Here is a 25293-nt window from a genome sequence, read left to right as displayed (position 1 = left end):
AACTGCGCCTGAGGCTTGATGGATGCTGAAACGAGTTCAGCATGACGAGCGAGAGCGCAAATAGACTGGAACCTGCAAATGACCCAACGTCGCTTCGATGGCCGTGTCGCCGTCATCACCGGATCGGGCCGCGGACTGGGCTTCGAATATGCCCGCCTGCTCGCCTCGCTGGGCGCGAAGATCGTGATCAACGACAACGGCTCCGCGCTCGACGGCTCGGGCGCCGACACCTCGGTCGCGCAGCAGGCGGTCGACCAGATCAAGGCCGAGGGCGGCGAGGCTGTCGCCTGCACCGAAAGCGTCGCCACGGCAGAGGGCGGGAAGGCGATCATCGATGCAGCGCTCGATACCTGGGGCCGGATCGACGTACTGATCCACAACGCCGGCAACACCCGCTTCGATCCGCTCGACGAGATCACGCATGAGGCGTTCCGCGCGCTGGTCGATGTGCACATGATGGGCGCGTTCAATGTCGTGCGCCCGGCCTTCCCACTTATGAAGGCGGCAGGCTATGGCCGCGTCGTGCTGACCGGGTCGATCGGCGGCATCTACACCATGCCGCAGACCGTGCATTACGCCATGTCGAAGGCGAGCATGATCGGGCTCAACAATGCCATCAGCGTCGAGGGCAACGAATTTGGCGTGAAGAGCAATGTCATCCTGCCCGGCGCGGTGACGCGCATGGCCGAGGGGATCGACACCAGCCAGTTCCCGCCGATGGACCCGGCGCTGGTCGCCCCGATGGTCGGCTACCTCGCCCATGAAGACTGCGCGATCAGCGCCGAGATCTATGCCGCCGTCGCCGGCCGCATGGCGCGGGTCTATGTCACTGAAACCCACGGCGTCTGGCACAAGGACTGGTCAATCGACTCCGTGGCCGAAAGCATGGACGCGATCCGCGATCCGTCGAACAATCTCACCTTCCATCCTGCCGAGGGCGGCTTTGGCGCGCATCTGGGCATTAGCTTCGGGATGGTGGGGAGCTGATCCCAAGGCATCGCTCCGGCGCGCAATTCATGGTTGCGCTTCGCCGCGCCGGACGAAACATTGCGACCGGATAAAACCGGGAGAGTGCAATGACCTTGGCAAGCGGCCGCCCTGCAGAAAATCCGTCGGCACAGGTGGCCGAGGGCTGGACGCTGACCCGCGCCACCTGCCCGAGCCGGCTGGCCGGGGCGAACGGCATCCGCACCGGCGCGGACGGCAAGATCTACGTCGCGCAAGTCGCGGGCAGCCGCGTTTCCACGATCGATCCCGACAGCGGCGAAGTGTCGGCGCTCACGGCAATAGGCGGCGGCATCACCGCGCCTGACGACCTTGTCTTTGATGACGAGGGCAATCTGTATTGCACCGAGATCACGCTCAACCGTGTGTCGGTGCTGCGCCCCAACGGCACCGCGCAGGTGCTGCAGGGCGAGATCAACACGGCCAACCCGATCACCTTCCATCAGGGCCGGCTGATCGTCGGCGAACTGACGCTCGATGCACGGATCATGGAACTGGACCGCAATGGCGGTGCACCCAAGGTGCTTCTCGAGCACGTGCCGATGGTCAACGCCTTTGACGTCGGTCCCGACGGCAAGCTCTATTTCCCGGCACAGGGCGCGAATGAAATCTGGCGCATCGGACTGGACGGGGGCGAGCCCGAAGTCGTGGCGAAAGACCTCGGCGTTCCCGATTCGGTGAAGTTCCATCCCGATGGCTACATCGTTTCGACGCAGGTCCATTCGGGGCAAGTGCTCAAGATCGACCCGCGCACCGGATCGCAGGAAGTGCTCGCCAACATCGGGCCGGGGCTCGACAACGTGACCTTCGTCGGCAAGCGCATCTTCGTCAGCCACATCACCGGATCGATCCACGAGATTACCGCCCCCGGCGTGGCCAAGCCGCTGCTCGAACGCGGGCTGCAGTGGCCACTCGGCCTCGCGGTCGGACCTGATGGTGCCCTGTTCGTCGCCGATGGCGGATTTGTCTATACGGTCACAGCGGGTGGCGATCCGCAGCTGGTCGGCCACCTGTTCTCACCCGGCTTCCCCGGCTGGACACGCGATGTCGCCGCATCGGGGCCCGGCGAATGGGTGGTGACCACGGCGGCCGGCACGGTCGCAAGGTTCCGTCCCGCGCTGGGCGAAAGCGACGTGCTCGCGTCCGGCCTTGGGGTGCCGATGGGCGTGACACTGGCCGCGGACGGCGCGGCGGTGTTCACCGATGCCCAGACCGGCAAGGTTCAGAGCGCGAAGGACGGCAACGTCGAAGACCTCGCCAGCGGCCTCGACAAACCAAGCGGCGTGGCAATTGGCCCGGACGGCACGATCTATGTTGCGGAAACGGAGGCCGGCCGCGTGGTCAAGATCGCCGGCGGACGCAGCGAAACCGTGATCGACGGGCTCGGCCGGCCTGAAGGCCTCGCGGTTCTTGGCGGGCGGCTGCTGGTGCTCGACGTGCGGACCAAGGAACTGATCTCCACCGATCTGTCGGGCGGCGCGCGCCAAGTGCTCGCCTCCAGCCTGCCGGTCGGTGCGCCGGTAGGCATGGAAATGCCCCGCCTCGGCGGCATCGGCATCTTCTGCGGGCCGATGTGGACCATGTCGGGCATCGCTGCCGGGGCGGACGGGACGATCTACATTGCTGGCAGCGCCGAAGGATCGGTGCTGGCACTGAAGCCGGAGTAGCCGCCGTGGCGCGGATCGAGACGCGGGAGCAACTGGCGGCGATCATCCCTGACGCCAGCCCGCGCGCCGCCGCGAAAGTGGGCGACCGGCTCGACGAACAGGCGCTCGCCTTCGTGGCGCGCAGCCCGTTCCTGTTCATCGGCACCGAAGGCCCGGACGGCATCGAGATCAGCCCCAAGGGCGACGGTGCCGGCTTTGTCGAGGTAGTCGATGAGCGCACCCTGCTGATCCCCGAACGGCCCGGCAACCAGCTCAAGATGGGGCTGAGCAACATCCTTGCCAACGGGCGCATCTCGCTGCTGTTCCTTTGCCCGCCGACCAACGACACGCTGCGGGTCACCGGCCGCGCCACGCTGATTGACGACGCCGACCTGTGTCAGCGCCACGCCATGGGCGGCAAGCCGGCGCTGCTGATGATGCGTGTCGAGATCGAGCGCGCCTTCTTCCACTGCTCGCGCCCGGTGCTGCGCGCGGGCCTGTGGAAGCCCGAGACCTGGGGCGATCCGATGACGATCTCCTACGGCAAGATCTATGCCGAAGCGCTCGGCAAGCCCGAAATCGAAGAGATGTTCGACGCGATTACCAAGGAACGCGAACACGATCTCTGGAACTGACCGCGAATTCAAGGAAGGCCACCGATGTTCAAGCAGATCTGCTTCTTCCGCAAGCGTCCCGACATGTCGATGGACGCGTTCCTCGACTATTACGAAAACCAGCATTCGCAGCTTTCGAAGCGTCAGGGCCGTGCGCCTTCGCTACCGGGGGCGCAGCGCTATGTCCGGCGTTACCTCGTGCCGGAAAAGAACCCGGTGACCGGCGAGGTCCACGATCCCGGCTATGACTGCCTGATGGAAATCTGGTGGAATAGCCGCGAGGAATTCGAAGCCTCGCAGCGCATCATATCAGACCCGGCGCGTCTGCCCGCGATCATGGAGGATGAGCTCAACCTGTTTGCCAGCCATGTGAACCCGGTGTGTTCGGTGATCGAATACGATTCGCCGATGGGGCCGGAAGGCGAGGCGACACGGGTCGAGATCGTCCACGGGGATTGAGGTTGTGCACGAGAAGCAGTCCGTCATCCCGGCGCAGGCCGGGATGACGGTCAGGCTTTGGGCGTGCGCACAAATACCGGCGTCGAATCGAAACTCGCGATCCGCCAGTGGCCATCGGCTTCACGCCGGCAGTCCATCCACACATCCGCATAAGAAAACGGATCGGCGATGTTCGCGCCCATCTTCAGGACAATGCTGGAGAAATAGGTCAGGTTGAAGTCGCAGCGCGCCTCATCCGCTGACTTGAATGTCACCCGCTGGTTGGCCAGCGCATGGCGGTGGATCGGCGGGCCATCGGGGAATTCACCGAGCCGCGCGGTGTAGAACGCCACCACGGCATCGCGCCCGTCGCGGCATTCACCGCGCACAACATACTGGCAGTCCTCGGTCAGCAGCGGCGCCATGGTCAGGCCATTGTTGACGTCCATCTCGAACGCCCATTCGTTGATGACCTGATGGATCGCCAGCACGTCGGCGACCTGGTTTGCCTCGAACTTGGCCATGGCATTCAATCCTTCCCGGGTTTTCGTGGCGCGTGGCTAGCGCGGTGGCGGCCCGGCGATCAAGCCGCTCGCCCACCATCCCGATTCCATCGCCGGTGCGTCCTGCTTTGCCATTGCGGGCAGCGGGCAAGTTCGGCAATCCGCGAGGCTGAAAATTGACCGTGTCCGCAATCGGACCAGACTGCAGGGAAAGTTGAGCCATGAGCTACGCCGATACGCCCGACACCGCCGATACCGGCGCCAAGCCCAAGGGCGTTCCCGTCTACAAGCGCCTGCTCGACCTGTTCGAGGCTGAAGGCATCAAGACCCTGTTCGGCATTCCCGATCCGAACTTCGTCCACCTCTGCCTCGAAGCCGAAAGCCGCGGCTGGACCGTGGTTTCGCCCCGGCACGAAGCTGCCGCCGGCTTCATGGCCGAAGCTGCCAGCCGCATAACCGGCAAGCCCGCCGTCTGCTTCGGCACGCTCGGGCCGGGCCTTGCCAACATGATGCCCGCGATCCAGTGCTGCAAGGTCGAGAATTCGCCGGTCATCTTCCTTGGCGGCCAGCGCGCCCGCATCACCGAACAGCGCGTCCGCCGCGGCCGCATCCAGTTCGTCCGTCAGGAACCGATGATCGCGGATTCGGTCAAGTATTCGGGCGTGATCGAATATGCCGACCAGGTAGACGAGATCGTCCACGAAGCGATCCGTATCGCCATGTCGGGCACGCCGGGCCCCTGCTACATCGAATATCCCTCGAACGTGATCCTTGAGGAAGTCGACCCCACGCCGGTTCCGGCTCCCAGCCGTTACCGCCTGACCAATCAGGGCGCTGACGGTGACCGTATTGCCGAAGCGGCGAAGGCGATCATGGAAGCCAAGAATCCGATCCTGCTCGTCGGCCACGCGGTGCACACCACCAAGTCGGGCGAAGCCGTGCGCGAACTGGCCATGAAGATGAACTGCCCGGTGATCCAGACCTCGGGCGGCACATCTTACATCAAGGGGCTTGAGGACCGCACCTTCCAGTACGTGTTCTCCGATGCCTCGATCGACGCGGTCGAGGAATGCGACGTTGTTGTCGCGCTCGGCACCGAACTGGGCGAGCCGCTGCACTTTGGCCGCTGGCGCCACTGGTACGATGGCGAGGCGACCCGCAAGTGGATCTACGTCCAGCAGGATGCGACCGCCATCGGCGTCAACCGCCCGATCGACATCCCGCTGGTCGGTGACGTTCGCGCCGTCGTGCCGCAGCTCAGCCGCGCGCTGGGCGAAGGCCGCGAGGAAGCTCCGGGCCTGCAGCGCTTCATGAAGGACGGCGCCGAGGAACTGGCTGAACTGGCCGAGGAAACCCTGACCAAGAGCGACGGCACCGGCAATGTCGCGGTCCACACCAGCCGCTTCATCGTCGAGGCGACCAAGCACTTCCCGCCTGAAGGCATCATGATCCGCGATGGCGGCGCTTCGGTGATCTTCGGCTGGACCTATAACCAGTGCAAGCCGCACGACGTGATCTGGAACCAGAACTACGGCCACATCGGCACCGGCCTGCCCTATGCCAATGGCGCCATGCTGGCTGACATTGCAGAGAACGGCCCCGGCCGCCCCGGCATGCTCGTCACCTCGGACTCCTCGTTCCTGTTCCACATAGGCGAGCTTGAAGTCGCGGTGCGCAAGAACCTGCCGCTGGTCTGCGTTGTCGCGGTCGACTTCCAGTGGGGCCTTGAAGTCGGCGTCTACAAGCGCACCTTCGGCCAGGGCACGGCGGAAACCGGCACGCACTGGTCCGACAAGGTCCGTTTTGACAAGATCGCCGAAGGCCTTGGCGCGCGCGGCGAATTCGTCCGCACCGCTGACGAGATCGGCCCGGCCATCGCCCGCGCCTATGCCCATATCGATGCCGGCGGCGGCCCCTCGGTGATCCACGTGCCGATTGATCCCAAGGCGAACTCGGAAGAAATGCCGAAGTACGAACGCTTCCGCACCTGGTACGCCGAAGGCACGCAGTAAGAGAAAATCCTCCCCGCTTGCGGGGAGGTGGCGCGCGCATAGCGCGTGACGGAGGGGGCTCACGACTTGGCGCGCCCTTGCCAGGGAAGCACCCGGCGGATAGCCCCCTCCCCCATCCTTCGGATGGTCCCCCTCCCCGTTCCGGGGAGGATCGAGGAGAGGCAAATGCGCAATTACACCCAGTTCTACATCGACGGCGCTTTCGTCGATCCCATCACGCCCAAGACCGCCGAGGTCATCAACCCGGCGACCGAGGCCGTATCGGGCACGATCTCGCTCGGCAGTGAAGCCGATGTCGACAAGGCGGTTGCCGCCGCCCGCCGCGCCTTCGCTTCGTGGTCGGTCAGCACGGTAGCCGAACGCATCGACCTGCTCGGCGCGATTCTCGCCGAATATGAACGCCGCGAGCGCGAACTGGGCGAGGCCGTTACCGAGGAAATGGGCGCGCCGCTCTCGCTCGGCTGCGGTTTCCACACGCTGCTCGGCAAGGGCCACATTGGCACCGCGCTTGAGGTTCTGAAGACCTACAAGTTCGAGGAAGAGCGCGGCGTAACGATGATCCGCAAGGAACCGATCGGCGTCTGCGGCCTGATCACCCCGTGGAACTGGCCGATGAACCAGACCTGCGTGAAGATCGCCCCGGCCCTCGCCACCGGCTGCACGATGATCCTGAAGCCGCCGCAACTCGCCCCCTATTCGGCGCAGATCCTCGCTGAAATCCTGCACACGGCAGGCGTTCCGGCCGGCGTGTTCAACATGATCCAGGGCGCAGGCAGCGTCATCGGTGCGGCGCTTTCGCGGCACAAGGACGTTGACATGATCTCGTTCACCGGCTCGGAGCCGGTCGGCGTGCAGATCCAGAAGGACGCCGCCGACACGGTCAAGCGCGTCGGGCTGGAACTGGGCGGCAAGTCTGCGTGGATCGTGCTCGACGACGCTTCGATGGCCGCCAATGTCGCCGGGGCAACCGGCGGCATGATGGGCAATTCGGGCCAGACCTGCTCGGCCGGTTCGCGCCTGCTGGTGCCTGCCGCGCGCATGGAAGAAGCCATCGCCGCCGCTGCCGGGGCGGCCAATGGCGTCACCGTGGGCGACCCCACCGGCAACTTCGCCATGGGTCCGGTCGTCTCCAAGAGCCAGTACAACATTATTCAGGACTACATCACCAAGGGCATCGACGAGGGCGCAACGCTCATCGCCGGCGGACCGGGACGTCCCGAAGGCATCGACAAGGGCTGGTTCGTCCGTCCCACCGTCTTCGTCGGCAACAATGACATGGTCATCGCCCGCGAGGAAATCTTCGGGCCGGTGCTGGTGATGATCGGCTATGACGACCTCGACCACGCGGTAGAGATCGCCAACGACAGCGATTTCGGCCTTGGCGGCTATGTCTCGGGCGAGGACCTGACCGTGGCGCGCGATGTATCCAAGCGGATGCGCACCGGCGCGATTTGGGTCAACGGCGGGTTTGATTTCAACGCACCGTTCGGTGGCTACAAGCGCTCGGGCAATGGCCGCGAATGGGGCGTCGAGGGCTTTGCCGAATACGTCGAGACCAAGGCGATTGTCGGCTGGAACGCCGCCGGCTGATCGCTGGCGAAATCGCATTACCGGGGCGGGGCATGGGAGACCATGCTCCGCCCTTTGTCGTTTGGGCAAGCTTGACAGGCGCCTATCACTTCCATATTTCGATAGTTATCGAATTATTGGAACAAGCGATGCAACCCGATACCGTCATCCGCGCGCTTGGCGCCCTTGCACAGGAACACCGCCTTGCCGCTTTCCGACTGCTGGTTGTCGCGGGACCTGACGGAATGCCCGCTGGCGCAATCGCTGAAGAACTCGGCCTCCCCGCGAGCTCGATGAGCTTCCACCTGGCCCAGCTGGTCCATGCCGGCCTTGCCACCCAGCGCCGCCAGAGCCGCTCGATCATCTATGCGGCGGACTTTGACGCGATGCGCGGGGTGATGGGCTACCTCACCGATAACTGCTGCGGCGGCGCATCCTGCGACCCTGCAATCGCGGCCCCTGCCTCTGCCTGCGGTTGACACCAGCGATGGCGCATAGACCGTTTTCCGTGCTGGTGCTGTGCACCGGCAATTCTGCCCGCTCGATCCTGGGTGAGGCAATTCTGGCGCAGCTTGGCGGCGAGCGCATCGTCTCGCACAGCGCCGGGAGCAAGCCCAAGGGCGTGCCGCACCCCGCCGCGCTGCGACTGCTGGCACGCAAGGGCATCGATACCGCCGGCTTCCGCTCCAAGTCGTGGAACGAGTTCACCGGGCCAGACGCGCCGCCGATAGACCTTGCCATCACCGTCTGCGGCAATGCTGCTGACGAGGCTTGCCCGGTGTTCCTTGGCGCGCCGCTCAAAGTGCATTGGGGCCTGCCTGACCCGGCTGACGAAACGGGCGGCGATGTGGCCGAGGATACGGCCTTCGAGCAGACCTGGGCGTGGCTGGAAATGCGCGCCCGCGCCCTGCTCGCCCTGCCGTTCGAAACAATGGACCGCGCCGAACTGAAGCGCGAACTGGCCCGGATCGGTCAGATGGACGGAGCAGCATGAAGCCGGAGATTTTGGGCGAGGCGCTGGGATCGTTCCTGCTTTTCGCCACGGTGATCGGTTCGGGCGTCATGGCCGAGCAGCTTGCCGGCGGGAACATTGCAGTCGCCCTGCTGGGCAACACCATCGCCACCGGCGCGATGCTCTTCGTGCTGATCACCATGCTTGGCCCGGTATCTGGCGCGCATTTCAACCCGGCGGTGACCGTCGTGATGCGGCTTCGGCGCGAGATCACCAGCCGCACCGCCATTGTCTATATCGCCGCGCAAGTGATCGGCGGCGTGCTGGGCGTGTGGACAACCCATGCCATGTTTGACCTGCCAATCCTTCAGACATCGCAGCATATCCGCACCGGCATCGGGCAATGGACGGGCGAATTCGTCGCCACGTTCGGGCTGCTGCTGACGATCCTCGGCACGCTCAAATCGCGGCCCGAGGCTGTGCCCATTGCCGTCGCGCTCTACATCACGGCCGCCTATTGGTTCACATCATCGACCAGCTTCGCCAACCCGGCGATCACCATTGCGCGGTCGCTGTCGAACACCTTTGCGGGGATCGCTCCGGAGAACGCGCCGGCCTTCATCGCCGCGCAATTTGCTGGCGCGCTCGCCGGTTGGGGCGCGGCGCTGGTCATTTTCCCAGCGAAGGACTAACCGCCCATCTGCCGGGTAAGCACTCGCGCCTCCTCGACCAGCGCCACCTGCAATTCGGGCAAGCCGGCGCGCTGCAAGGCCGCCGAAAGCCCGATGGCGACGAGCGCGTGGCTCGGCTTGCCCGGAGCCTTCCACACCGGCGCGGCGATGACCGTGACGCCGGCCATGTAATTGCCCGCGTCGATACCGAAGCCCTGCGCGCGGGTCTGGCCGACCTGCTCCATCCATTCGGCAAAGCTGGGCGGGTCTTCCCAGCGCAGCGTATCGAACCGCGCCTTGAGCTGGCCCTCACCATACCCGCCGAAGGCTGCGATGCAGCGTCCGGTGGCGCTGATCAGTGCTGGGAAGCGGCTGCCGACCTGCGTGGCAATCTGGAAGCCGCCGCCGGCTTGGCTCACCGCAACGGCAATCAGATGATCGATGCCGAAGATCTCGACCCCCAGCATGGTCACGCCAAATTCGCGGCTCAGCCGGTCAAGCGGGGCCTGCGCCAATTGCGCGAACTCGTCTTTGCGCAGCCAGCCGCGCGCAAGGGTGAGCACGCCCGAGGCGAGCGCATAGCGCTTGGTATCGGGATCGAAGGACACCAGCTCCTCCGCCACCAGTGCCCGCAGGACATAGAGGCAGGTGCTGGGATTGAGCCCAAGTTCGCGCGCGATCGGGTTGAGCCCGAGCGCTGTGTCGCTGCGACCAAGCAGGCGCAGCACCGCCGCCGCGCGGCTGATCGCCGGGGCCTTGCTGTCCTTTACGGCGGCGGCAAGTTCGGGGTTGGCTTGGGCGTTCGTCATTCTGTATATTGAATAGCATTCTGTATTTGCAATGGCAAGCGCGTTCTGCCATAGGCGCTGATCATGACCCGACTCACCGATTACACCAGCTATGCCGATGCTCAGGCCCACGCCTCCTCGGCCGCGCTGTGGGAGCTGTTTGACGGCGACCGCGAAGACCTGAACATCGCGCATGAGTGCATCACCCGCCACGCTGACGGCACGGGCCGCCCGGCGGTTCGCATCGCTCACGCGGATGGTGCGGATGAAATCCTCAGCTTCGACACGATCTCCGCCGGCGCGGCGCAGTTCGCCCACTGGCTCGACGCGCAGGGCATCCAGAAGGGCGACCGCATCGCCTTCATGCTCGAGCCCAGCCTGCCGTTCTATGTCTGCCTGTTCGGCGCGATGCAGACCGGCGCGATCTCGGTGCCGCTGTTCACCCTGTTTGGCCCTGACGCACTCAAGCTGCGCGTGGGCGACTGCAATCCCACGATCCTGATCACCAACCGCGAGAAGGAAGAACTGGCGCGCGGTTCGGTCGGCTCCGATGGCCTGCCGCGCATCGTTGTCGCCGATGATGGCCTGCTCGACGTGATCAAGCAGTATCCCGAAACCTATACGCCCAAGTCCAAGGCCAATGACATGGCCGTGTTCCAGTACACCAGCGGCACCACGCGCGAGCTGCCCGAGGCGGTCAAGCATTCGCACCGCACGCTGGTGACGCTGATGTTCGCGGCGCTCTATGGCACCGGCATCCGCCCGGGCGACGAGTTTTTCTGCCCGTCCAGCCCTGCCTGGGGCCACGGCCTGTGGCACGGCACGCTTGCCCCTCTGGCGATGGGCGTGACCACCGGCACTTTCGCAGGCCGCTTCGATCCGGTACGGCTGATGAAGGCGCTCGACGATTACGGCATCACCAACATGAGCGCCGCCGCTACTCATTACCGCATGATGAAGAACAGCGGCGCTATGGCCTCTGGGGCAGGCGATTACCACTTCCACTTCAAGAAGCTGAGCTACACCGGCGAACCGATCGATCCGGCCACGCTTGAGTGGATCGACGAGTATTTCAAGGTCCCGGCCTGCTCGATGTACGGCACGACCGAGATCGGCGTCGTGCTGGTCAACTTCCCCGGCGCGCCAGACTTCGTGGTAAAGCCCGGCTCGCTCGGCAAGGCGGTCCCCGGACAGAAGCTCGAAGTGCAGCGCCCCGATGGCAGCCCTTGCGATCCGGGCGAAATCGGCGAACTGATGCTGTGGAGAGCCCAAAAGGGACAGGAACCCGGATGGATGACCACCAAGGACCGCGCGAAGATCGACGAGGACGGCTATTTCTACCACTGTGGCCGCGCCGATGACGTGATCATTTCCGCCGGCTGGACCATGTCGGCGGTCGAGATCGAGAATACCATGCTGCGCCATGACAATGTGCTGGAATGCGGCGTGATCGGCGTGCCCGATGAAGCGCGCGGACAGGTCGTAAAGGCCTTCGTCGTCGCCAATTGCGAAGGCTCACCGGCCCTCGTCAAGGAATTGCAGGACTTCACGCGTGAGCGGCTCGCCCAGCATGAATTCCCGCGTATTGTCGAATTTGTGAAGGAGCTGCCCAAGAATCCCGCGGGCAAGGTCCACCGCAAGATGCTTCGCGACCAGGAAGCGGCGAAGGCCGCCGCCTCGGCCGCCTGAACCCTTCAGGAGAAGAGAAAAATGTCAGCCAAATTCCCCAAGATCACCGAGGAAGGTCTTGCCGACCTGCGTTCGCGCATCGGCGTCAAGATCACCAACACTGTCGAGCCGTGGAACTATGAAGCCACCCGCGACGCCATCCGTCACTATGCCCACGGTATCGGCGACGATAACCCGCTGTGGTGCGATCCCGAGTACGCGGAAAAGACCCGCTATGGCTCGCTGATCGCTCTGCCGAGCTTCATGTTCTCGACCAGCCGCATTGTTTCGGGCTACTGCGGTGGCCTCTCGGGCGTTCACGCCATGTGGGCCGGCGCTGACTGGACCTGGCACAAGCCGGTGTTCCGCAACGACACCATCCGCACCGAGGCTTACCTCAAGGATCTCGTCGAGCACCAGACCAAGTTCGCCGGTCGCTCGTTCCAGCAGATCTACCACGTCGATTTCTACAACCAGCACAATGAACTCGTTGCCGAAGGCGATAGCTGGGTGTTCCGCACCGACCGTGACGAAGCGCGTGAGCGCGGCACCAAGTACACCGAAGCGCGCGGCCGCGTTGTGCCCTTCACCGAAGAGCAGCTGGCCGAATTCTCCGAGCTGTATGCCAACGAGGAAGTTCGTGGTGCCGTTCCCCGTTACTGGGAAGACGTGACCGAGGGCCAGACCCTGCCGCGCATGATGAAGGGCCCGATGACGGTCACCGGCTTCATCGGTTACGCCCAGGGCTGGGGCGGTCTTTACATCCGCGCCAACAAGATGGCGTGGAAGATGCAGCAGGCGCACCCGGGCCTCGCCATCAAGAACCGCTTCAACGTGCCTGACTGCCCCGAGCGCGTTCACTGGGACGAAGAGTTCGCTCTCGAAGTCGGCGCGCCGGGCGCATACGATTACGGTCCAGAGCGTTGCAGCTGGCTGACTCACCACATGACCAACTGGATCGGTGACGATGGCCACCTGTTCAAGTCGAACTGCCAGATCCGCCGCCACAATCCCGATGGCGACGCAATCTTCATCGACGGCGTGGTTACGCGCAAGTTCGAAGAAAACGGCAAGAAGTACGTCGAAGTCGAACAGAAGGCGACGACCCACCGCGGCGAGCTTTCGGCGTTCGGTACGTCGATCGCCGAACTGCCCAGCAAGGGCTGAGCCTTACCCCTTGGGAGGGGGGCGTGGGGCGAGATGATCCGCCCGGGAAACCGGAGCAACGGACCGTTTCGCCCCCACCCCTCCCCTGATGGGGCGGGACTTGCTACAGCCCTTACAATGACTGAATTAACACCCTCCACAACTTGGCCCGGCCCGCTTGCCGGTGTGCGCGTGCTTGATTTCACGCGCGTTCTGGCCGGACCTGCCGCGAGCCTCGCGCTGGCTGATCTTGGCGCCGAAGTGATCAAGGTGGAACCGCCCGGCAGCGGCGATGATACCCGCACGTTCCCGCCGATCCGGGACGGTGAGAGCCACTATTTCCTCAGCGTCAATCGCGGCAAGAAGTCGATCGTCATCGACCTCAAGGCCCCCGACGGATTGCAACTGGCCAAGGACCTCGCGGCCAGGTGCGATGTTCTGATCGAGAATTACCGCCCGGGTGTGATGGACCGGCTCGGCCTCGGCTATGAAGCGCTGAAGGCGATCAACCCGGGCCTGATCTATTGCGCGATCTCGGGCTACGGCATGACCGGCCCGATGCGCGACATGCCCAGCTTCGACATTGTCCTACAGGCCCAGTCCGGCGCGCTCTACATGAACGCCGAACCCGGCGGCCAGCCGATGAAGCTCGGCCTGCCGATGGGCGATCTGGTTGGCGGGATTTCCGGCCCGATCGGCATCCTCGGCGCGCTGTTCGAGCGCACCCGCACCGGCAAGGGCCGGCTGATCGATGTCAGCCTGACCGAAGGCCTGATCGGCCTGTCCGCCTACCTGCCGCAGCTCGCCTGGTTCACCGGCGCGGACCCGCAGCCGCAGGGCTCGCAGCATCCCAACCTCGTGCCTTACGGCGTCTTCCCGGCGAGCGACGGATCGATTGTCGTCGCCTGCCTGACCGCCGGGTTCTGGGGCAATGTCTGCCGCGCCATCGAACGCCCCGAACTCGCGGACGACCCGCGCTTCGCCAGCCTTGAACAGCGCCGCGATGCGCGTGAGGAAATCAACGCAGCGGTGAGCGCCTATACCTCGCGGCATACGGTGGCCGAACTGGTGACGCGCTTTACCGCACTCGAAGTGCCGCACGCGCCGATCCTCTCGGTGCTGGAGGCGCTGAGCTCGCCGCAGAGCCAGGCGCGCGGCGTGGTGGTCGAGGTCGACCATCCGGCGCTCGGCCCAATTCCTCTGGTCAACCGGCCGATCCGTTACGCTGATGAACAGCAGGCCCCGGTGACCGCCCCGCCGATGCTTGGACAGGACACCGACGCGATCCTTGCCGATCTGCTCGGGCTTGACGAAGATCGCATCGCCGCGCTGCGCGCCGCTGGAACCGTTGCCTGAGGACAAGACCCATGACTGAACTGCGCTTTGACGACCGTGTTGCCGTGATCACCGGCGGCGGGCGCGGACTGGGCGCTGCGCATGCCAAGCTGCTGGCATCGCGCGGGTGCAAGGTGGTGGTCAACGATCCCGGCGTGTCGATGGCCGGCGATGCCACGAGCGAAGGTCCAGCCGAGGCGCTCGCCGCAGAAATCCGCGCTTCCGGGGGCGAAGCTATCTCCAATACCGATTCCGTCGCCACGCCCGATGGCGGTGCGGCCATCGTCCAGACCGCACTTGATACTTGGGGCCGCATCGACATCCTGATCCATTCCGCCGGCAACGTCCGCAAGGCGCCGCTAGCCGAAATGAGCGCCGAGGACTGGCAGTCGGTGATCGATGTCCACCTGAACGGCGCATTCTACGTCACCCGGCCTGCCTTCGCGGCGATGCTTGCACAGGGCTATGGCCGCATCGTCTACACCGCATCGGTCAACGCGGTTTACGCCAACCGCAACGTCGCCAACTATTCGGCGGCCAAGGGCGGCATGATCGGGCTGGCCAACACCGCCGCGATCGAGGGCTTTGCAAGCAATGTGAAAGCCAACTGCATCCTGCCTGCAGCCGTCACGCGCATGTCCGAAGGGATCGACACCAGCCAGTTCCCGCCGATGACCCCCGAAATGGTCGCTCCCCTCGTCGCCTACCTGTGCCACGAAAGCTGCGAAGTGACCGGCGAAATGCTGATCTCTGCCGCCGGACGCATGGCGCGGGCCTGGACGGCCGAATCCGCTGGGGTCTACCAGCCCGAGTGGACGGTCGAGGATGTCGCCGCCAATTTGCCCGCAATCCGCGACACGGCCAGCCCGCTCCATTTCGCTCCCGCACCGCAGGGGCACCTAGATCACCTGCTGCACAGCTTCGCTATGGCGCGCGGCGGATAGGGTTCCCATATGGGCCGGGAGCAATTCGCTGCCCCGGGAGTTCCTGCCGAGATGAACCGCAAACCCATCCACGCATTCGCCGCGCTTGTCGCCGCCGGAACCCTGCTCGCCGGCTGTGCCGCACTTGGCCCCAAGCACCCGGTCGGCAATGCAGCCGCGCCGCAGCCGGCCAAGTCGGTCGATCTGACTCGCTACCTTGGCCGCTGGTACGAACTGGCGCGGTACGAGCAGGGCTTCCAGAAGGACTGCGACAGCGTCACGGCAGATTACTCCCTGCGCGAGGATGGCGGCATTGCGGTGCTCAATTCCTGCGTGAAGCCCGACGGCAAGAAGACCAGCGCCACCGGCAAGGCCAAGATCGTCGACGAGGCCACCAAGGCCAAGCTCAAGGTCAGCTTCTTCGGCCCGTTCTATGGCGATTACTGGGTGCTCGACCATGCCGAGGATTACAGCTGGTCCATCGTTGGCGAGCCTTCGGGCCGCTACCTGTGGCTGCTGTCGCGTGACGCCAACCCCGGACAGGCAAGGCTCGACGAACTGACCGCCCGCGCCCGCGCGCTGGGTTATGACACGTCGATGCTACGGATTACCAAACAGCCCTGATGGTCGAGCCTCAATGATCGAGGTAATCGCGCGGAATCCTCAGCGCGGCGGCGGCGATCTGGGTTTCGCGCAGGAACAGCGTCAGCGCCCACATCAGCAGTCCGATGGCGACGATAAAGAAGCCCGCCGCCACGCGCTCGAGCTGGGTCTTGACGATTTCCTCGAGGAACAGGATCGCCACGGTCATGCCGATGGCGAGGCCCGAAATCACGAGCAGGCGGATCGCGCTGCCAATCAGCTTGATCCGCTGGTCAGCAAAGCGGATCTCGCGCACCACCATGTCATGCTCCGCGCCTTCGGTGACCCCGTGCCGCACCTGCAGGTGCCGCGCGCGGTCAACGATGCGGCCCAGCCGCGTCGACAGGATGTTGAGGATATTGCCGATCGCGACAAGCACGAAAACCGGCGCGAGCGCGAGCTGGATGGTCTGGGCGATCATCGCCTATGGGTAGCCGTCAAAACGCCGTGGCCGCAAGTGCTGAGGCAGGCCCATATTCGGCCAGTGGCTTTTCAGGCAGGTTGGGCAATCAACGCCTGCGCGCCATCGCCGAGCGCCAGTTCGTCCAGCGAAGCCGCCTCGCAGCATTCGCCCACCGCCACCGCTTGCCCGCCGACGCGGATCTCGCCCCCGCGCGGGATGACCAGCAACGGCCCGGTATAGCGACTGGCCAATTCGGCGTCCGGCATGCCCTCGATCCGGTCGAGCAGGAAGTTCGGCCCATCGACCAGCGTCACCGATCCGGTTTCCGGAACATGAAACATCGAGGAGGCCGGATAGGTCTCGCCCTTTGCCACGGCCATGCCCTGCTCCAGATGCAGTTCGCGCGGGCGGCCATAGTCATAGAGCCGGTACGTCACGTCCGAGTTCTGCTGCACTTCGACCAGGCTGATCCCGGGCCCGATGGCGTGGACCGTGCCCGGCGGAATGTGGAAGAAATCCCCGGCCTGCGCGGGATGCCAGGTCATCAGTTGTTCGATAGACCCATCGAGCGCGGCGGCGCGCATCGCCTCTGCCGTCAGCGGAGCGTCAAAACCAATCCCCAGCCGCGCCTGCGGTTCGGCAGCGATTACCAGCCAGCATTCTTCCTTGCCGTGGCCGGGAAGCTGCGCGTTCGACGGATGGACCTGCACCGACAGCTTCTCGCCAGTGAAGATGTATTTGACCAGCAGCCGCGGCAGGCTGGGCTGCGGTTCGAACCACACTTCGCCGATGGTCTGGCCTTCGGGAGCCACGAAAGGCGCCGGCAATTCGCGCCGGCCCCACGGCCGTTCGACCATGCGGACGGGCAGCAGGCCGCTCACTGGTTGACCGCGCCTGACAGCTTGCCGACGAGCTGCGCTCCGTCGATTGTCGTCACCAGCACATCATTGCCGTCCACCACCACGATTACGTTCTCCAGTCCGATCACCGAGACGCGGGGGCCATCGGTTTCCACCAGAACGTTACGGCAGCCAACCAGTTCCGCATCGCCGTGGACCCGGTTGCCGTTTTCGTCCCCGTCGCGCGCATCGCGCAGCGCGTGCCAGTTGCCGATGTCGGACCAGCCCATGTCGGCGGGGACCATCGCCGCGCGGCGGGTGTTTTCCATCACCGCATAGTCAACGCTTTCGCCCGCGATCTGGCCGAAGGCATCGGCATCGGGGTGGAACCGCGCGCCTTCTTCGCGTCCGGCCTCAACCGCAGCGCGCGCAGCGGCAAGGATCGCCGGGCGGTGCTCGCCCAGTTCCTTGAGAAACGCGCCAGTGCGGAAGGCGAAGATGCCGCCATTCCACGCATAGTCGCCTGAAGCGAGGAATTCGCGCGCACGGTCAATGTCCGGCTTTTCGACAAAGCGCGCAACCTGATAGCCGCCACTGTCCCCGATAGAGTCCCCGCGCTGGAGATAGCCGAAGCCGGTTTCGGGCGCCTTCGCCTCGATCCCGAAGGACACCAGCCAATCATCACCCGCCAGCGCCGCAGCAGCCTGTGCGGCGGCGGCGAAGGCCTGATCATCGGCAATGTGGTGGTCGCTCGGACAGACCAGCATCACCGCGTCTTCGGGCAGGCGCAGCGCAGCCAGGGCAATGGCGGCGGCGGTGTTGCGCGCCGCTGGTTCGACAATGACCTGTGCGCCGTCATGCCCGGCCAGTTGGCTTTCGACATGGGCAAGGTGGGCGCTGCCGGTCACCACGATGGGGGCTGCGAAAGCATCAGGATCCGAAGCGCGGGCGACGGTGCCTTCGAACAGGGTCCGGTCACCGACCAGCGGCAGGAAAGGCTTGGGAAAGCTCGCACGGCTGCGCGGCCACAGGCGGGTTCCGCTGCCACCGCAGAGGATGACGGGGGTAATCTTGGTCATGGTTTGAAGCTATCCATCAAGCGCGGCCACTCGGCAACGCCTGCCTGCGAAAAATGTTGCACGATTCAACCGCGTTTGAGCGCACCGACCGTGGGCGCGATGGTCAGCCGGTCCAGCAGTTCGGCCACTTCTTCCACCGGATGGTCCGGCCGCTCGCGCAGCCACCAGCCAAGGATCTCGATCGTTGCGCTGACGCCGAAGCGAATGCCCAGATCGCGTGGCAGCCATTCGCTGGGAAAAGCCGCGATCGACATCTCGTCGGCCAGCCGCTCGAACTGTTCGCGCAGGTGCGTGGCTGCGCCCCCGGTGAGCAGCGCCGACCAGACCTCGCGCCGCGCACCGACGTGCTCGGCGAGCACGAGGCAGGTCCGGCGGGTATCGGCGGGATCGAGCAGCGGCGCGGTGCGCGCCATCATCTCGGCAATTTCCTCGCAGGCGATGGCATCAAGCATCGCGTCTTTCGACGGGTAGTGGCGGAAGAACGTGGCATAGCCCACCCCCGCCTCGGCAACGATGTCGCGGACCGTGATCTTGTCATAGGGCTGGCGGGCGATCAGCGCGATCAGCGCGGCGCGCAAGGCGGCATCGCTACGCAACTGGCGCGCATCGCGTGTCTTCCCTGTCTGGGCGGCGGCAGTGGCCATGAGTCCCCTTCGTATGTGGCTGCGACCACCATGCGCGATTGCGCCGCGCGGCTCAAGGGCATGGCAGACTTGCGATGGCAAGGATATCGCCTAACCTGCGCCGATCTCTCGCAACACGGGTCCCTTCATGTCCAGATTGTTCGCCGCCGCGCTTGCCGCCGGCCTGCTTGCTACCACTCCGATCGCCACCAGCGCCAAGCCGGCTGCCTCGCTTGAAACGGCCGAGGCGCAAGCGTTGGCGCTGGTGAAGCAGCTCGTCGCGATCAAGTCGGTCGCCGGGCCGGGCAACCAGACCACCGATGCGAACCGGGCGATTGCCGACGCGCTGGTCGCCGGCGGCTGGGCGCGCAGCGATATCGATATCGTGCCGGTGAATGACACCGCCTATATCATCGCCACCTGGCCGGGCAGCGATCCGAATCTGAAGCCGCTGGTGATTTCCGGCCACCTCGACGTTGTCGCCGCCGATCCGAAGGACTGGCAGCGCGATCCCTTCACGCCGATCATCGAGGACGGCTTCCTCTTCGGGCGCGGCGCGAGCGACATGAAGCTCGACGCGGCGAGCGCGACGTCGGCGCTGATCGAACTGCGCCGGCAGGGATACAAGCCGCGCCGCACGATCGTGCTGCAATTCTCGGGCGATGAGGAAACCACGATGGTGACCAGCCGCAGGATCGCCGAGCGGCTCAAGAATGCCGAACTGGTGATCAATATCGACGGTGGCGGCGGCGCGCTGGATGAGAAGACCGGCAAGCCCGCTTACTGGTCATGGGACGGGGCGGAAAAGACTTATAACGACTACACGATCGAGGTGACCAATGCAGGCGGGCACAGCTCTGCCCCGCGCCCGGAAAACGCCATCGTCCAGCTGGCCAGTGCGCTGAAGAACATCGGCGAGTACCAGTTTGCAGTCGAACAGAACCCGCTGACCAAGGCCTATTTCGCCAATGCTGCCGAGTTTGAATCGGACCCCAAGCTCGCCGCTGCCATGCGCGCCTTCGCCGCCAATCCGGGCGACAGCGCCGCTGTTGCTGTCCTGCGTGCCAGTCCGACCTATGTCGGGAAGACCGGCACGACCTGCGTGCCGACGCAGGTCAATGCCGGCCACGCGCGCAACGCCCTACCGCAGCGCGCCACGGCCAACATCAACTGCCGCATCTTCCCGGGCCACAGCCGCGAGGAAATTCGTGCCCTGCTCGAAAAGGTCGCCGCCGTGCCGCAGGCCAGCGTGAAGGATGCCACGGGCGATGAATCGATCGCCTCGCCCGCCAGCCCCATGCGCGCCGACGTGCTGGCCGCCATGACCAAGGCGATCCGCGCCAGCTATCCCGGCGTGCCGATCATCCCGACCCAGGCATCGGGGGCGTCCGATTCGATGTATTATCGCGCGCTGGGCGTGCCGAGCTATGGCGCGAGCCCGACCTTCATCAAGGATTCGGACAGCTTCGCGCATGGGCTGAACGAACGGGTGCCGCTGGCCAACATTGCGCCGGGGCTGCGGTATTATCTCAGCCTGTTCACCGACCTGTCGAAGTAAGATCGTCCGGACTATTGATGTTCGCCGGCGGCGCCGGGAGCGTGACGCGCCGCGCGCCAAGGCTTTCGGCAAAGGCGAACATCGAATGCCGACCATCGCCGCGCAGGATCGCCTCGATCGCGCGCGCGCCCTCGGCGGCGGGCCAGCGGCCGATCACCGGTTGCTGATCCACGCAGGCAGGGGTTGGGCACAGCAGGTCGGGCAAGTCATCGGGCAGGCCGGGGGAATCGACCCCGCAGCTGATCACTTCGCCATAGCCTTCATCGACCGCGTAACGCAGCGCGGCGGCCAGACCGCCAAGCGGGCCCATGTTCGGCAGCGGCCAATCGGGCAGGCACGGCGCGGGGCCGAATGAACGACCCACAATAACGACATGGTCGGACCAACCGGAAAGCTGCTCGACCGCGAGCGCGATCAGGCTGCGTCCGCCGATTTCGGCCAGCGCCTTGTCGCTGCCGAAGCGGCTCGACTGGCCGCCCGCCAGGACGACACCGAGGATGGGGATTCGTGCCATGGCCGCAGCCTAGTGCCCCCGGTACGCCGCGCGCAAGCCACTTACCGGCGCGGCGGCACCCCGGCGGAGAGGCCGCCATCGACCGGCAGGTTCACGCCGGTGATGTTGCTCGACAGATCGCAGGCGAGGAACAACGCCGCATTGGCGCAGTCCATCGGGTCGATCGGGCGGCCCAGCGGGTGGGTGGCCGCCATGCTCGCCTTGGCCGCATCGCTGGTCTGCAGGCCGGGGATGAAGTTCGTCGCCATGCCCGCCGGGCAAACCGAATTGACCCGGATGTTCTGGTCGGCGAGCTCGAGCGCGAGCGTCTTGGTCAGCAGGGTCACCGCGCCCTTTGAAGAGCCATAGGCGCTGCCGCCCCAGCCGATCAGACCGGCGACCGAGGCGGTATTGACGATCACGCCGCCGCCTCCTTGGCGCTCGAACTGCCGCACCGCCGCCTTGCAGCCATTGATCACGCCGGTGACATTGACGCGGTAGATCCGCTCGATCTCGTCATCATCGGTGTCGACCAGCTTGCGCACCCCGGCATAGCCCGGACGCGGTTGCAGCGTGATGCCGGCGTTGTTGTAGATCACGTCGAGCCGCCCGAAGGCCTCGACCAAAGCGGCGACGGCGGCATCGACCGCGCCGGCATCGCCAACGTCGCATTCGCGCGCCAATGCCGTGCCGCCCTCGCCGGTCACCATGGCGGCGGTTTCCTCCACCGCTTCAAGCCCGATATCAAGCGCCAGCACCTTGGCCCCGTGGCGAGCGAAGAGCAGGCAGGCGGCGCGCCCGACGCCCGATCCCGCGCCGGTGATGATCACGCTTTTCCCTTGCAGCAGGCCGCTCATGGCTCTCTCCCATTATTCGATATTGTGAATATGTTTTCGCGAAATGATGCTATGGACAAGTCGGCGCAGGGTCAAGCCGTCCGCTTGACGGGCGCTGGCGCGCCGCCTAGCAATCGCGTTCACAATAGCGAAAAGGCCCGCGATGACCCGCACTTCTCCCGGCGTGAAACGCATCGCGGCGATCCTGGATTTCCTTGCCGACCATCCGACCCAGTCCTTCGCGCTGACCGATCTGGTGCGCGCATTGAAGCTCAGCCGTGCCACGGCCCATGCCCTGCTGACCGGACTGGTCGAGGTCGGCTACCTCTACCGCACCGGCGACAAGACCTATGTCCTCGGCCCCGCGCTCGCCCGCGTTGGCCGCGCGGCGGCGCAGAACATGTCGCCGCTGCAGGTTGCCCAGCCGGAAATGCGCGCGCTGGCGGATGAATTCGATGTCGTCTGTTCGGCCTTCTTCCTTGAGGGCGATACCATCGTCAGCCGCGAGCGCGCGGCATCGATCAGCCATGTCGGCTATTCGCTGCCGCTGGGCACGCGGATCAAGCTGATGCCGCGCTCGCTGCCGACGTTCTTCTCGTGGCAGCCCGAAGAGGCACGCGAACGGCTTGACCGGGCGCAACCGCCCGTCAGCGCAGGCCAGCGCGAGCAGATCGAAGCCGCGATGCAGTTCGTGCGCGACAACGGCTTTGCCGTGATGATGCGGACCGACGATGCCGGTCGCCAGCCCGACAGCCTTGAGGCCTTTGGCAGCGAGGCCGACCGGCCCGTGACGATCCTGAGCGCGATTTCGCCCACAGAGACCTATGCCGTCAGTGCCGTGATCGCGCCGGTGTTCAACGGCCATGGCCGCATCGAATTCGTCATCTCGCTGATGGGCTTCACCGGCCCCCTGACCGGCGCGCAAGTCTCGGCAGCAGCCGAGGACCTCAAGGCCGCCTGCCACCGGATCGGGGCGTTCCTCGCCTGATCGGGCGCTTGCGATGCCTCCCGGATTCGTCTAAACTGCGAACAACAATTCGCATTTACGAATTCACTCCGGGAGAGCAGCCGTGTCCGACATCATCGTCGCCCCTGAAATGCGCGATCTGGACGAGCTGGCCAGCGCGCTTTCGGGTTGGCTCGCAGGTAAGCTGGGGGTGCCGGCGGTAACGCTGTCCGACCTCGCCTATCCGCGCGGCGCGGGGCAATCGCACGAGACGATCCTGTTCTCCGCGCGATGGTACGGTGGCGCGCTGGAAGGCGTGGTGCGGATCAAGCCCGGCGGCTTCACCGTGTTTCCCGATGACCTGTTCGAGGCGCAGTACCACGTGATGAAGGCGCTCCACGCGACAAGCCGCGTGCGGATCGCCGAACCGCTGTGGCTGGAGGAAGATCCGGCAATTCTGGGCCGCCCGTTCTTCGTCATGCGCAAGGCCGTGGGCCGCGTGCCGGTCAGCGTGCCGCCCTATTCGCAAAGCGGCTGGGTGGTAGAGGCCAGCCCTGCGCAACGCCGCGTGCTGTGGGAAGACGGCGTGCGCCAGCTTGCCGCGATCCAGCTGGCCGATCCGGCAGACTTTGGCTTCCTCGCCGGGCCGGACCATGCCCGCGATGGACTGGCGCAGGAGTGGGACAAGTACCGCCGCTTTATCGCCTGGCTCGATGAAACGCCCGCCAGCCGACCGTTCTGCCGGATACTGGAACGCGGCATGGACAAGCTGGCCGAGACCATGCCCGCCGATGCCCCCGCCGGGCTCGTCTGGGGTGACGCGCGGCTGGGCAACATGATGTTCGGCGACGACTGCCGCGTGATCGCAGTGATGGACTGGGAGCAGCCCAGCCTTGGCGGCGCGCTGCACGATCTGGCGTGGTTCGTGACGATGGCAGGACACTGGCACCGCCGTCCCGACGGCTCTTGGTTCGAAGGCATGGGCACCCGCGAGGAAACCATCGCCCTGTGGGAAGAGGTCAGCGGCAAAAGCGCCGCGCACCTGCCGTGGTTCGAAGCCTTCACGCGGGTGAAAACCAGCTGCACCGGGCTGCGGCTGGATCAGCTGCGCGGGACCAGCACTTATGAGGAAGCATCGCTGGCGAAGCGGCTTGGGGTGGATTGAGGCTGAAGCCTGCCCCCTCCTGATCCGTCATCCTGAAATCGTTTCAGGATCCATCGCGCACAACGCGCCTTACAATGGATCAGCCACGCAACGACGAAGTTGGCTTTCCAGCCCCGCGACCTGAAGGTGAGGCGGAATGGATCCTGAAACAAGTTCAGGATGACGTGGTTGGCTGAAGAGGCAGAGACCTCACCAAAACCTCACCCCAGATTGAAGAACTTCCGCGCCTTGTGACAAATAATGTCTTTTGTCTCCTCCGCCGGGACGCCATCAAAATCGCGCATGATGATCTTGCGTGAATTCGGGAAGGTCGTTTCCGAATGCGGGTAATCCGATGACCACATGATGTTGCGCCCGCCGGGAAGATTGCGGCACAGCACGCCGGTGCGGTCCTGGATGAACGATCCGTAGACGTTCCTGTCCATGTAATAGGCCGGACTTTCGGTCAGCGGGCTTTCCACCCAGTAGCGCTGCTTTTCCCAGGTCCGCGTGACGTATTCGGTGAACCACGCCATCCAGCCGACACCGCTTTCGATCATGCCGAGGCGCAGGCCGGGGAAGCGCTGGAAGATGCCGTGGAAAATGAACATCGACACCGGCTCGGCCATGGCGAGCTTGCTCATCGGCATGTCGGGCAGGAAATGCAGCTTGTCGCCAAAGCGCGGGACGCGGCCGCCAAGGTGCATGGTGACGGTGAGGTTGAGATCCTGGATCGTTGCCCACAGCCGGTCGAATTCAGGCTGGTAATATTGCAGCTCACCCTTGGGATCGCCAGTCAGCGCGGAGACCTGTCCCGCCTTCATATTGGCGACGTTGGAGGTGGTTTCCCATGCCTTGGCGTTCTGTGGGAAGGCCGGCAGGTTGATCGTCTTGAAGCCCATCTTGGCGAGGCGGTGGATGTGGCCCAGCGTCTCGTCGATGTCGCGCATCGGCACGTAGCCGACCGGGACCAGACGATTCCGGTCCGCGCCGCACCAGTCCCACACCCAGTTCTGGTAAGCCTCGTAGCTGGCCATGTAGAGCTCGTTGTCAAGCGTGCCGAGCGGGCCGCCGCCGAACAAGACCGCCTGCGCCATGTGATCGAGGTCCATGTCGGACAGGCGGAAATTGGCGTCCCACGACTGGCGCATGTCGGAGAGCTTGCCGCGCATCTTGAAGTTCTTGCCCTCGCGCCCGGCCTGGTTGTTGATCATCTGCAGCGGGCGGCGGTTGCCTTCGAAGACGATCCAGTCGCAGTCGTCGCCTTCCTCGATCTGCGGCCCACGATCCTTGAGGTGCGCGGGCAGGTATTCGCGCCACATCGAATAGGGCGGATCGATATGGGCATCGGCATCGACAATCTCGCCAAGCGTCCAGCTTTCGACGTCAACCAGTGGGCGGTCGAGCGTATCGAGGTCTGCCATATTGCCTCTCCGTTTATTCGCTATTGTGAATTAATA

The 25293-nt window shown here is 65.0% G+C and carries 26 protein-coding genes; 17 read left to right on the top strand and 9 right to left on the bottom strand.

Features of this window, described 5'->3' with window-relative positions; genetic code table 11:
• Positions 1-78 precede the first annotated feature (78 nt).
• From RMO89_RS00550 to RMO89_RS00535, 4 genes are all read left to right on the top strand, one after another.
• On the top strand, positions 79-987 hold the full coding sequence (locus RMO89_RS00550; RefSeq protein ID WP_310530570.1) for an SDR family NAD(P)-dependent oxidoreductase: 909 nt from the start codon (positions 79-81) through the stop codon (positions 985-987).
• An 89-nt stretch (positions 988-1076) separates the two neighbouring features.
• Positions 1077-2672, top strand: a complete 1596-nt coding sequence (locus RMO89_RS00545) for a gluconolaconase (RefSeq protein WP_310530569.1) — start codon at positions 1077-1079, stop codon at positions 2670-2672.
• 5 nt (positions 2673-2677) lie between these two features.
• On the top strand, positions 2678-3286 hold the full coding sequence (locus RMO89_RS00540; protein WP_310530568.1) for an MSMEG_1061 family FMN-dependent PPOX-type flavoprotein: 609 nt from the start codon (positions 2678-2680) through the stop codon (positions 3284-3286).
• Positions 3287-3310: 24 nt separating this feature from the next.
• Positions 3311-3724, top strand: a complete 414-nt coding sequence (locus tag RMO89_RS00535) for an EthD domain-containing protein (protein ID WP_310530567.1) — start codon at positions 3311-3313, stop codon at positions 3722-3724.
• 50 nt (positions 3725-3774) lie between these two features.
• Here the strand turns inward: RMO89_RS00535 and RMO89_RS00530 are convergent, their stop codons facing one another.
• Positions 3775-4227 carry a nuclear transport factor 2 family protein gene (locus RMO89_RS00530; protein ID WP_310530566.1) on the bottom strand — a complete coding sequence of 151 codons (453 nt, stop codon included), beginning with the start codon at positions 4225-4227 and terminating at the stop codon, positions 3775-3777.
• A gap of 200 nt (positions 4228-4427) precedes the next feature.
• Between RMO89_RS00530 and RMO89_RS00525 the strand changes: the two genes are divergently transcribed.
• The 5 genes from RMO89_RS00525 to RMO89_RS00505 all read left to right on the top strand — a co-directional run bounded on the left by RMO89_RS00525 (position 4428) and on the right by RMO89_RS00505 (position 9431).
• On the top strand, positions 4428-6218 hold the full coding sequence (locus RMO89_RS00525; protein WP_310530565.1) for a thiamine pyrophosphate-binding protein: 1791 nt from the start codon (positions 4428-4430) through the stop codon (positions 6216-6218).
• A 165-nt stretch (positions 6219-6383) separates the two neighbouring features.
• On the top strand, positions 6384-7808 hold the full coding sequence (locus tag RMO89_RS00520) for an aldehyde dehydrogenase family protein (protein ID WP_310530564.1): 1425 nt from the start codon (positions 6384-6386) through the stop codon (positions 7806-7808).
• A 128-nt stretch (positions 7809-7936) separates the two neighbouring features.
• Complete coding sequence (locus RMO89_RS00515; protein WP_310530563.1) at positions 7937-8266, top strand: metalloregulator ArsR/SmtB family transcription factor; 330 nt, start codon at positions 7937-7939, stop codon at positions 8264-8266.
• Between the two features lie 8 nt (positions 8267-8274).
• A complete protein-coding gene (locus tag RMO89_RS00510) occupies positions 8275-8781 on the top strand; it encodes an arsenate reductase ArsC (RefSeq protein ID WP_310530562.1) in 507 nt (168 codons plus the stop codon).
• Positions 8778-9431 (top strand): MIP/aquaporin family protein, encoded by a 654-nt coding sequence (locus tag RMO89_RS00505; RefSeq protein WP_310530561.1) that lies wholly within the window; start codon positions 8778-8780, stop codon positions 9429-9431. Before RMO89_RS00510 ends, RMO89_RS00505 begins: the two co-directional genes overlap by 4 nt.
• Here RMO89_RS00505 and RMO89_RS00500 read toward each other — a convergent pair.
• Complete coding sequence (locus tag RMO89_RS00500; RefSeq protein ID WP_310530560.1) at positions 9428-10219, bottom strand: IclR family transcriptional regulator; 792 nt, start codon at positions 10217-10219, stop codon at positions 9428-9430. The two genes, RMO89_RS00505 and RMO89_RS00500, sit on opposite strands and share 4 nt — an antisense overlap.
• Positions 10220-10282: 63 nt before the next feature.
• Between RMO89_RS00500 and RMO89_RS00495 the strand changes: the two genes are divergently transcribed.
• The 5 genes from RMO89_RS00495 to RMO89_RS00475 all read left to right on the top strand — a co-directional run bounded on the left by RMO89_RS00495 (position 10283) and on the right by RMO89_RS00475 (position 15894).
• Positions 10283-11887: an AMP-binding protein gene (locus RMO89_RS00495; RefSeq protein WP_310530559.1), complete on the top strand. Its 1605-nt coding sequence runs from the start codon at positions 10283-10285 to the stop codon at positions 11885-11887.
• Positions 11888-11908: 21 nt separating this feature from the next.
• Positions 11909-13033 carry a MaoC family dehydratase N-terminal domain-containing protein gene (locus tag RMO89_RS00490; RefSeq protein ID WP_310530557.1) on the top strand — a complete coding sequence of 375 codons (1125 nt, stop codon included), beginning with the start codon at positions 11909-11911 and terminating at the stop codon, positions 13031-13033.
• A gap of 117 nt (positions 13034-13150) precedes the next feature.
• Positions 13151-14368, top strand: a complete 1218-nt coding sequence (locus RMO89_RS00485) for a CoA transferase (RefSeq protein ID WP_310530556.1) — start codon at positions 13151-13153, stop codon at positions 14366-14368.
• Positions 14369-14379: 11 nt separating this feature from the next.
• Positions 14380-15291 (top strand): SDR family NAD(P)-dependent oxidoreductase, encoded by a 912-nt coding sequence (locus RMO89_RS00480; protein ID WP_310530555.1) that lies wholly within the window; start codon positions 14380-14382, stop codon positions 15289-15291.
• Between the two features lie 51 nt (positions 15292-15342).
• Positions 15343-15894, top strand: a complete 552-nt coding sequence (locus tag RMO89_RS00475; protein WP_310530554.1) for a lipocalin family protein — start codon at positions 15343-15345, stop codon at positions 15892-15894.
• Between the two features lie 10 nt (positions 15895-15904).
• Here RMO89_RS00475 and RMO89_RS00470 read toward each other — a convergent pair whose 3' ends face one another.
• From RMO89_RS00470 to RMO89_RS00455, 4 genes are all read right to left on the bottom strand, one after another.
• Complete coding sequence (locus tag RMO89_RS00470) at positions 15905-16333, bottom strand: DUF2721 domain-containing protein (protein ID WP_310530553.1); 429 nt, start codon at positions 16331-16333, stop codon at positions 15905-15907.
• 71 nt (positions 16334-16404) lie between these two features.
• Positions 16405-17196 carry a class I mannose-6-phosphate isomerase gene (locus RMO89_RS00465; protein WP_310530552.1) on the bottom strand — a complete coding sequence of 264 codons (792 nt, stop codon included), beginning with the start codon at positions 17194-17196 and terminating at the stop codon, positions 16405-16407.
• Positions 17193-18233 carry a sugar phosphate nucleotidyltransferase gene (locus RMO89_RS00460; RefSeq protein WP_310530551.1) on the bottom strand — a complete coding sequence of 347 codons (1041 nt, stop codon included), beginning with the start codon at positions 18231-18233 and terminating at the stop codon, positions 17193-17195. Before RMO89_RS00460 ends, RMO89_RS00465 begins: the two co-directional genes overlap by 4 nt.
• 65 nt (positions 18234-18298) lie before the next feature.
• The gene (locus RMO89_RS00455) at positions 18299-18877 is read right to left on the bottom strand and encodes a helix-turn-helix domain-containing protein (RefSeq protein ID WP_310530549.1); all 579 of its coding nucleotides are present in this window, start codon (positions 18875-18877) and stop codon (positions 18299-18301) included.
• A 127-nt stretch (positions 18878-19004) separates the two neighbouring features.
• On the opposite strand from RMO89_RS00455, the gene RMO89_RS00450 reads away from it, so the two are divergent.
• On the top strand, positions 19005-20414 hold the full coding sequence (locus tag RMO89_RS00450; RefSeq protein WP_310530548.1) for a M20/M25/M40 family metallo-hydrolase: 1410 nt from the start codon (positions 19005-19007) through the stop codon (positions 20412-20414).
• On the opposite strand, the gene RMO89_RS00445 is transcribed toward RMO89_RS00450, so the two are convergent.
• Together RMO89_RS00445 and RMO89_RS00440 are read right to left on the bottom strand one after the other, a co-directional pair.
• Positions 20395-20928, bottom strand: a complete 534-nt coding sequence (locus tag RMO89_RS00445) for a molybdenum cofactor guanylyltransferase (RefSeq protein ID WP_310530547.1) — start codon at positions 20926-20928, stop codon at positions 20395-20397. The two genes, RMO89_RS00450 and RMO89_RS00445, sit on opposite strands and share 20 nt — an antisense overlap.
• A 41-nt stretch (positions 20929-20969) precedes the next feature.
• Entirely contained in the window at positions 20970-21764 is a 795-nt protein-coding gene (locus RMO89_RS00440; RefSeq protein WP_310530546.1) for a glucose 1-dehydrogenase, read from the bottom strand.
• Positions 21765-21906: 142 nt separating this feature from the next.
• Between RMO89_RS00440 and RMO89_RS00435 the strand changes: the two genes are divergently transcribed.
• Positions 21907-22731: a helix-turn-helix domain-containing protein gene (locus RMO89_RS00435; protein WP_310530545.1), complete on the top strand. Its 825-nt coding sequence runs from the start codon at positions 21907-21909 to the stop codon at positions 22729-22731.
• Positions 22732-22813: 82 nt separating this feature from the next.
• The gene (locus RMO89_RS00430; protein ID WP_310530544.1) at positions 22814-23854 is read left to right on the top strand and encodes a phosphotransferase family protein; all 1041 of its coding nucleotides are present in this window, start codon (positions 22814-22816) and stop codon (positions 23852-23854) included.
• Between the two features lie 200 nt (positions 23855-24054).
• On the opposite strand, the gene RMO89_RS00425 is transcribed toward RMO89_RS00430, so the two are convergent.
• Positions 24055-25257 carry an amidohydrolase family protein gene (locus RMO89_RS00425; protein WP_310530543.1) on the bottom strand — a complete coding sequence of 401 codons (1203 nt, stop codon included), beginning with the start codon at positions 25255-25257 and terminating at the stop codon, positions 24055-24057.
• Between the last annotated feature and the right edge of the window lie 36 nt (positions 25258-25293).

The organism is Novosphingobium sp. (assembly GCF_031424035.1).
In the GTDB taxonomy this organism is placed as follows: domain Bacteria; phylum Pseudomonadota; class Alphaproteobacteria; order Sphingomonadales; family Sphingomonadaceae; genus Novosphingobium.
Note: the sequence above shows the minus strand (reverse complement) of the source record. Positions and strands in the feature narration are given on the sequence as shown.

What these genes read in the sequence shown, in the direction of transcription:
- RMO89_RS00550 (WP_310530570.1), top strand. Translation starts at nt 79, where the DNA reads ATGACCCAACGTCGCTTCGATGGCCGTGTCGCCGTCATCACCGGATCG.
- RMO89_RS00510 (WP_310530562.1), top strand. Translation starts at nt 8,275, where the DNA reads ATGGCGCATAGACCGTTTTCCGTGCTGGTGCTGTGCACCGGCAATTCT.
- RMO89_RS00425 (WP_310530543.1), bottom strand. Translation starts at nt 25,257, where the DNA reads ATGGCAGACCTCGATACGCTCGACCGCCCACTGGTTGACGTCGAAAGC.
- RMO89_RS00530 (WP_310530566.1), bottom strand. Translation starts at nt 4,227, where the DNA reads ATGGCCAAGTTCGAGGCAAACCAGGTCGCCGACGTGCTGGCGATCCAT.
- RMO89_RS00455 (WP_310530549.1), bottom strand. Translation starts at nt 18,877, where the DNA reads ATGGCCACTGCCGCCGCCCAGACAGGGAAGACACGCGATGCGCGCCAG.
- RMO89_RS00440 (WP_310530546.1), bottom strand. Translation starts at nt 21,764, where the DNA reads ATGAGCGGCCTGCTGCAAGGGAAAAGCGTGATCATCACCGGCGCGGGA.
- RMO89_RS00470 (WP_310530553.1), bottom strand. Translation starts at nt 16,333, where the DNA reads ATGATCGCCCAGACCATCCAGCTCGCGCTCGCGCCGGTTTTCGTGCTT.
- RMO89_RS00485 (WP_310530556.1), top strand. Translation starts at nt 13,151, where the DNA reads ATGACTGAATTAACACCCTCCACAACTTGGCCCGGCCCGCTTGCCGGT.
- RMO89_RS00535 (WP_310530567.1), top strand. Translation starts at nt 3,311, where the DNA reads ATGTTCAAGCAGATCTGCTTCTTCCGCAAGCGTCCCGACATGTCGATG.
- RMO89_RS00520 (WP_310530564.1), top strand. Translation starts at nt 6,384, where the DNA reads ATGCGCAATTACACCCAGTTCTACATCGACGGCGCTTTCGTCGATCCC.
- RMO89_RS00475 (WP_310530554.1), top strand. Translation starts at nt 15,343, where the DNA reads ATGAACCGCAAACCCATCCACGCATTCGCCGCGCTTGTCGCCGCCGGA.
- RMO89_RS00495 (WP_310530559.1), top strand. Translation starts at nt 10,283, where the DNA reads ATGACCCGACTCACCGATTACACCAGCTATGCCGATGCTCAGGCCCAC.
- RMO89_RS00500 (WP_310530560.1), bottom strand. Translation starts at nt 10,219, where the DNA reads ATGACGAACGCCCAAGCCAACCCCGAACTTGCCGCCGCCGTAAAGGAC.
- RMO89_RS00515 (WP_310530563.1), top strand. Translation starts at nt 7,937, where the DNA reads ATGCAACCCGATACCGTCATCCGCGCGCTTGGCGCCCTTGCACAGGAA.
- RMO89_RS00505 (WP_310530561.1), top strand. Translation starts at nt 8,778, where the DNA reads ATGAAGCCGGAGATTTTGGGCGAGGCGCTGGGATCGTTCCTGCTTTTC.
- RMO89_RS00445 (WP_310530547.1), bottom strand. Translation starts at nt 20,928, where the DNA reads ATGGCACGAATCCCCATCCTCGGTGTCGTCCTGGCGGGCGGCCAGTCG.
- RMO89_RS00460 (WP_310530551.1), bottom strand. Translation starts at nt 18,233, where the DNA reads ATGACCAAGATTACCCCCGTCATCCTCTGCGGTGGCAGCGGAACCCGC.
- RMO89_RS00435 (WP_310530545.1), top strand. Translation starts at nt 21,907, where the DNA reads ATGACCCGCACTTCTCCCGGCGTGAAACGCATCGCGGCGATCCTGGAT.
- RMO89_RS00490 (WP_310530557.1), top strand. Translation starts at nt 11,909, where the DNA reads ATGTCAGCCAAATTCCCCAAGATCACCGAGGAAGGTCTTGCCGACCTG.
- RMO89_RS00545 (WP_310530569.1), top strand. Translation starts at nt 1,077, where the DNA reads ATGACCTTGGCAAGCGGCCGCCCTGCAGAAAATCCGTCGGCACAGGTG.
- RMO89_RS00480 (WP_310530555.1), top strand. Translation starts at nt 14,380, where the DNA reads ATGACTGAACTGCGCTTTGACGACCGTGTTGCCGTGATCACCGGCGGC.
- RMO89_RS00525 (WP_310530565.1), top strand. Translation starts at nt 4,428, where the DNA reads ATGAGCTACGCCGATACGCCCGACACCGCCGATACCGGCGCCAAGCCC.
- RMO89_RS00450 (WP_310530548.1), top strand. Translation starts at nt 19,005, where the DNA reads ATGTCCAGATTGTTCGCCGCCGCGCTTGCCGCCGGCCTGCTTGCTACC.